Raw genomic sequence first — 6,308 nt, 5'->3', positions numbered from 1 at the left:
ATATCAGATATTATAGGCAACGTTAGAGAAGGTATTAGTTGACTATAAACGTGGAATTATTCCCAAAAATATTGAGGGAGGGAATCACTTGGAAAAGGTAGATATTTTTAAAGATATTGCGGAACGCACAGGCGGTGATATTTATTTTGGAGTTGTAGGAGCTGTTCGAACAGGGAAATCAACATTTATTAAAAAGTTTATGGAACTTGTTGTTATTCCCAATATTGAAAATGAGTCAGACCGTCAAAGAGCGCAGGATGAACTGCCTCAAAGTGCTGCTGGTCGTACAATAATGACGACGGAACCGAAGTTTGTTCCAAACCAAGCGGTTTCTATCGAAGTAGATGAAGGTCTTGAAGTGAATATTCGATTAGTAGATTGTGTTGGATATACGGTTCCAGGAGCAAAAGGATATGAAGATGAGAATGGTCCGCGCATGATTAATACTCCTTGGTATGAAGAGCCTATTCCATTCCATGAAGCTGCAGAAATCGGAACACGTAAAGTAATTCAAGAGCATTCAACAATAGGTGTCGTTATTACAACAGATGGAACAATTGGTGAAATTCCAAGAAGAGATTATATAGAGGCAGAAGAACGCGTTGTAAATGAGTTAAAAGAAGTAGGAAAGCCTTTCATTATGATTATCAATACTGTACAGCCATATCATCCAGATACGGAGCAGTTACGTCAAAGTTTATCAGAAGAATATGATATCCCAGTAATTGCGATGAGTGTAGAGAGTTTAAGAGAAACAGATGTGTATAACGTACTTCGAGAAGCGTTATTCGAGTTCCCGGTTTTAGAAGTGAATGTAAACCTTCCGAGCTGGGTAATGGTGCTAAATGAAGGACATTGGTTACGCCAAAGTTATCAGGAAGCGGTTCAAGAGACTGTAAAGGATATAAAACGTCTTCGTGATGTGGACCGTGTCGTTTGGCAGTTTAGTCAATATGAATTTATTGATCGAGCAAGTCTAGCTGGCATTGATATGGGGCAAGGTGTGGCAGAGATTGATTTATATGCGCCAGATGAATTGTATGATCAAATTTTAAAAGAAGTAGTAGGAGTAGAGATTCGAGGGAAAGATCATTTATTGAAGCTTATGCTCGATTTATCTCATGCGAAAACAGAGTATGACCAAGTGGCGGATGCCCTGCGGATGGTAAAACAAACCGGATATGGAGTAGCAGCGCCTGCATTAGCTGATATGAGCTTAGATGAACCGGAAATTATTCGTCACGGTTCAAGGTTCGGTGTTAAATTAAAAGCGGTTGCGCCGTCTATTCATATGATTAAAGTGGATGTAGAATCAACATTTGAACCGATTATCGGTACTGAAAAACAAAGTGAAGAACTAGTTCGTTACTTGATGCAAGATTTTGAAGATGACCCGCTATCAATTTGGAATTCTGATATATTTGGGCGCTCTCTTAGCTCTATTGTTAGAGAAGGAATTCAAGCGAAGTTATCACTAATGCCAGAAAACGCTCGTTATAAGTTAAAAGAAACGCTAGAAAGAATTATTAATGAAGGATCTGGCGGATTAATTGCGATTATATTATAAGAAAAAAATCCCTCTAATTGCAGAGGGATTTTTTTCTTTTTGAGTTCGTAATAGAAAAATAAACAGCCATTATCTAATATTTTGTTGTAAATTGTCAAGTTTCATCAGAAATTCACATTTTAAGAGTAACAATTTCCTTAAAAATATTGAATTATAAAGGAGAATCGTATAATATAGGCGTTGATAATGATTTATCTACATCTTTGTAGTATAGAATTTGCAAAAATTGCCTACAAATGAAAGTAAGACTCATTTTATGATCATTATACAGTCTTATCTTTGGGAGGAGGTGAATGGCATGAACAAGACAGATTTAATCAATGCTGTTGCAGAAGCAAGTTCCCTTTCTAAAAAGGACGCAACAAAAGCAGTGGACGCTGTTTTTGATTCTATCTTAGAAGCTTTAAAACAAGGTGATAAAGTACAACTAATCGGATTCGGTAACTTCGAAGTTCGTGAGCGTGCGGCTCGTAAAGGTCGTAACCCACAAACAGGTGAGGAGATTGAAATCGCTGCAAGTAAAGTACCTGCATTCAAACCTGGTAAAGCGTTAAAAGATGCGGTTAAATAATCCTTACATATTAACAGGGAAGAAGAGTTTCCTTTTTGGAAACTCTTCTTTTTGCTTTTAAAAACATAAATATGCTAGAATGTGTTCGTATCACTTTTAGGTTTTTCGGGAGGGCTAGCGGATGGCAAAAGTTAATTTAGAACAAATTGAACATGCAGTACGTCTTATTTTAGAGGCAATCGGAGATGACCCAAATCGCGAGGGAGTACTTGATACACCGAAACGTGTTGCGAAAATGTACGCAGAAGTATTCTCAGGGATGCATGAGGATCCGAAAGAGCATTTACACAAAGTATTCGGAGAAGACCACGAAGAGCTTGTATTAGTAAAAGATATACCATTCTATTCGATGTGTGAGCATCATCTTGTTCCGTTTTATGGAGTTGCTCACGTTGCATATATTCCGCAAGGTGGAAAAGTAACAGGGCTAAGTAAATTAGCCCGTACTGTAGACACAATTGCGCGTCGTCCGCAACTACAGGAACGAATTACATCAACAGTAGCTAACTCTATTATGGAAGTACTAGAGCCGCATGGTGTAATGGTAGTAGTAGAAGCAGAGCATATGTGTATGACGATGCGTGGTGTGAAAAAGCCTGGTGCGAAAACAATAACGACTGCGGTGCGCGGCGTGTTAGAAAATGATGCAGCAGCACGTAGTGAAATTTTATCGTTTATTAAGACGAAGTAAAGAAAAGCGGGAAACTGCTTTTCTTTTTTTTATATACAAAAAAATGATATAGTTTTAGTGTTAAAGAGCAAGAATATAAAGGGTGAAAATTACTTCTGCCTTTTGTGGAAATGAATGTTTGTAGTTGTTAGAGACGAAGATAACTCGTATGAATGAAAGGTGAGGCTTTATTCGGGGGCAGTTTGGCAGAAGTAGCCAAGTTTTGATTATAGAAAATAGAATGTATGTGTTATAATAAATTTTATGAATTAGAAAACAAGGGTGATTTTTTGTGTGTGACATCTACGGAGGGTATGCGGGTATTAAAGAAAAATTGATGGAGAAATTACGCCATCCTTATTTTATAAACTATATTGAAGAACCATTTATTGATGAAGAAAAAATAGCGCTGTTATACGGTGCATTAAAAAGTGCAAATATACATAAAGAACAAATTGCTCATTATGTAGTAACGATTATGCTTGTACAAATTGCTCTTGATACACATGAAAAAGTATCAAATAAAGCAAACGAAGAGACGAGTGGATTCCATAAGCGTCGTCAATTGACAGTTCTTGCAGGGGATTATTATAGTGGTCTATACTATTACTTATTGTCAATGAATTGTGATATTATCTTAATTCGTGCACTTGCTGAAGGAATTAAGGAGATTAATGAACATAAAATTATGCTATATCAAAAAGCACATGTGGCGATTCAAGACATAATGGAAAGTGTAGTAATAATTGAATCTGCGCTTTTGCAAAAAACATGTGATCATTTTCATTTATCTAATTGGAAACCATATATAACTTATGTGTTAGGAAAAAATCGTCTTCAAAAAGAGTGTCAATTGTATGCGGATAAACAAAATTCACCTGTTTTTCAAGCGGTCCAAAAAATCTCATTGGATGACGATAAAAATCTAGAAACAGTTATTAATGAATGGCTTATGGAAATGAGAAAGCAGGAAGAAAATTTTTTAGAGAATCATACAGAAGTTAATGAGATAATTTCTATGTTAAGAGATAAATCAAGGACATAAGCAACTTTACATTGGAAGAAGGTACGAGCATGCAACAATCAAAAGAAGAAAGAGTACATGACGTATTTGAGAAAATTTCTGATAAATACGATGTGATGAATTCTGTAATTAGTTTTCAAAGGCATAAGGCATGGCGTAAAGAAACGATGCGAATTATGGATGTGAAACCTGGGAGTAAAGCACTTGATGTATGCTGCGGGACGGCAGATTGGACAATTGCACTAGCGGGAGCTGTAGGGGAAGATGGGAAGGTTTACGGTTTAGACTTTAGCGAAAATATGCTAGCTGTAGGTAAACAAAAGGTAGAAGCTTTAGAATTAAAGCAAGTAGAACTTATGCATGGAAATGCAATGGAACTTCCTTATGAAGATAATACATTTGATTATGTAACGATTGGTTTTGGGTTACGTAACGTTCCGGATTACATGCAAGTATTAAAAGAAATGACGCGTGTAGTAAAGCCTGGTGGAAAAGTAATTTGCCTGGAAACATCCCAACCAACGATGATAGGTTTTCGTCAAGGATATGTCTTATACTTTAAATATATCATGCCGTTATTTGGAAAGATGTTTGCGAAAAGTTATAAAGAATATTCATGGCTTCAGGAATCTGCTAGTACATTCCCAGGGATGAAAGAGTTAGCAAATATGTTTGAAGAAGCTGGGCTTAAGAATGTGCAAGTGAAACCATTTACTTTTGGTGTAGCAGCTATGCATTTAGGTATTAAACCAGAATCAAAATAGAAAAAAGAAAAAAGACGTTTTAGGTTAAGGTGAACAATATGAAGTTACAACTTATGTACTCTTTTTTACGATCGGATATTAATGTTATAGAAAAAGAATTGAAGAAGACAGTTGCTTCTGAGCAGCCGTTAGTAGAAGAAGCGGCATTACAGCTTATTGAAGCAGGTGGGAAGCGGATTCGCCCTGTTTTTGTTTTGCTTGCAGGGAAATTTGGGGATTATAAGTTAGATGCAATTAAGCATGTTGCGGTTGCATTAGAACTTATTCATATGGCTTCGCTTGTTCACGATGATGTCATTGATGCTGCGTTTTTACGACGCGGTAGCGCAACAGTGAATGCGAAATGGGGAGATCGTATTGCAATGTATACAGGAGACTACTTGTTTGCGAAGTCTCTTGAATGTATAACAAATATAGAAATTCCAGATGCACATCAAGCGTTGTCTCATACAATTTTAGAAGTTTGTAAAGGTGAAATCGAACAAATTAAAGATAAGTATAACTATGATCAAAATTTAAGAACGTATTTAAGAAGGATAAAACGAAAAACAGCATTGTTAATCGCCGCGAGTTGTCAGTTGGGAGCGATTGCTGCTGGTGCTAATCGTGATACTGTAAATCGTCTATTTTGGTATGGATATTTTGTTGGTATGTCTTATCAAATTATTGATGATATTTTAGATTTCGTATCGACAGAAGAGAAGCTTGGAAAGCCTGCTGGTGGTGATTTATTACAAGGTAACATTACATTACCTGTTTTGTATGCCATGGAAGATCCAGTTCTTCGTCAGAAAATTACATCTGTGCATGAAAATACAACAGCAAGTGAAATGAAAGAAATTATTGATGATATTAAAGCGAGCGAAGCTATTGATAAAGCATTTTCGTTTAGTGAACGTTATTTACATAAAGCATTAGAAATAATAAAACCACTCCCTCGTGGACAGGCGAAGTACGCGTTGCAAAATGTTGCAAAGTATATTGGAAAACGAAAATTTTAGTGATTTTTCTAAAAAATAAAATAATCTCTCTATTTCAAAACTATTGCACAATTGTGATAAGGGTGTTACTATGTGTGTGGGGATATACAATTACATACATAATTCAGAAGTGGAGAGATTTTTTATGGAAAAAACATTTCTAATGGTAAAACCAGACGGTGTACAACGTGCATTCATTGGGGAAATCGTAGCTCGTTTTGAGAAAAAGGGCTTTCAATTAGTTGGTGCAAAATTAATGCAAGTTACTCCGGAAATTGCTGAACAACACTACGGTGAGCATAAAGAAAGACCTTTCTTTGGTGAATTAGTAGACTTTATTACATCTGGCCCTGTATTCGCAATGGTATGGCAAGGTGAAAATGTAGTAGATACAGCACGCAATATGATGGGTAAAACACGCCCACATGAAGCTGATATGGGAACAATTCGCGGAGATTTCGGTGTAACTGTTGCGAAAAACATTATCCACGGTTCGGATTCTTTAGAAAGTGCAGAGCGCGAGATTGCTATTTTCTTTAAGGAAGAAGAATTAGTAGACTACTCAAAATTAATGAATCAATGGATTTACTAATTATTTTGAAATAATTTGTAAACGCTTTAATAACTGTGATAATAGTAAAAAGTGCAAGAAGAATAGGGGTATTCTTCTTGCACTTTTTTTTATTTCGATCAGTTACGAAGTTAGGACTGTTATGATATATTGGTATGTAA

General features: G+C 36.1%; 7 protein-coding genes. All 7 read left to right on the top strand.

What is annotated here, in order from left to right:
* Positions 1-88 precede the first annotated feature (88 nt).
* The 7 genes from spoIVA to ndk all read left to right on the top strand — a co-directional run bounded on the left by spoIVA (position 89) and on the right by ndk (position 6,168).
* The gene (gene spoIVA / locus AB3X48_RS16155) at positions 89-1,567 is read left to right on the top strand and encodes a stage IV sporulation protein A (RefSeq protein ID WP_000416521.1); all 1,479 of its coding nucleotides are present in this window, start codon (positions 89-91) and stop codon (positions 1,565-1,567) included.
* A 298-nt stretch (positions 1,568-1,865) separates the two neighbouring features.
* A complete protein-coding gene (gene hbs / locus AB3X48_RS16150; protein WP_001043860.1) occupies positions 1,866-2,138 on the top strand; it encodes a non-specific DNA-binding protein Hbs in 273 nt (90 codons plus the stop codon).
* A 121-nt stretch (positions 2,139-2,259) separates the two neighbouring features.
* Positions 2,260-2,829 carry a GTP cyclohydrolase I FolE gene (gene folE / locus AB3X48_RS16145; protein ID WP_001151479.1) on the top strand — a complete coding sequence of 190 codons (570 nt, stop codon included), beginning with the start codon at positions 2,260-2,262 and terminating at the stop codon, positions 2,827-2,829.
* Positions 2,830-3,100: 271 nt separating this feature from the next.
* A complete protein-coding gene (locus AB3X48_RS16140; protein ID WP_246908557.1) occupies positions 3,101-3,853 on the top strand; it encodes a heptaprenyl diphosphate synthase component 1 in 753 nt (250 codons plus the stop codon).
* A 29-nt stretch (positions 3,854-3,882) separates the two neighbouring features.
* Positions 3,883-4,596 carry a 2-heptaprenyl-1,4-naphthoquinone methyltransferase gene (menG, locus tag AB3X48_RS16135; RefSeq protein ID WP_002158591.1) on the top strand — a complete coding sequence of 238 codons (714 nt, stop codon included), beginning with the start codon at positions 3,883-3,885 and terminating at the stop codon, positions 4,594-4,596.
* Between the two features lie 38 nt (positions 4,597-4,634).
* On the top strand, positions 4,635-5,597 hold the full coding sequence (gene hepT, locus AB3X48_RS16130; protein WP_002011823.1) for a heptaprenyl diphosphate synthase component II: 963 nt from the start codon (positions 4,635-4,637) through the stop codon (positions 5,595-5,597).
* A 124-nt stretch (positions 5,598-5,721) separates the two neighbouring features.
* Entirely contained in the window at positions 5,722-6,168 is a 447-nt protein-coding gene (gene ndk / locus AB3X48_RS16125; RefSeq protein ID WP_002064527.1) for a nucleoside-diphosphate kinase, read from the top strand.
* The last annotated feature ends 140 nt before the right edge of the window (positions 6,169-6,308 follow it).

It is taken from the genome of Bacillus sp. S4, from assembly GCF_040838205.1.
Classification (GTDB): domain Bacteria; phylum Bacillota; class Bacilli; order Bacillales; family Bacillaceae_G; genus Bacillus_A; species Bacillus_A cereus_U.
This window is presented reverse-complemented; position numbering and strand designations above follow the sequence as displayed.

What these genes read in the sequence shown, in the direction of transcription:
- hbs (WP_001043860.1), top strand. Translation starts at nt 1,866, where the DNA reads ATGAACAAGACAGATTTAATCAATGCTGTTGCAGAAGCAAGTTCCCTT.
- hepT (WP_002011823.1), top strand. Translation starts at nt 4,635, where the DNA reads ATGAAGTTACAACTTATGTACTCTTTTTTACGATCGGATATTAATGTT.
- ndk (WP_002064527.1), top strand. Translation starts at nt 5,722, where the DNA reads ATGGAAAAAACATTTCTAATGGTAAAACCAGACGGTGTACAACGTGCA.
- menG (WP_002158591.1), top strand. Translation starts at nt 3,883, where the DNA reads ATGCAACAATCAAAAGAAGAAAGAGTACATGACGTATTTGAGAAAATT.
- folE (WP_001151479.1), top strand. Translation starts at nt 2,260, where the DNA reads ATGGCAAAAGTTAATTTAGAACAAATTGAACATGCAGTACGTCTTATT.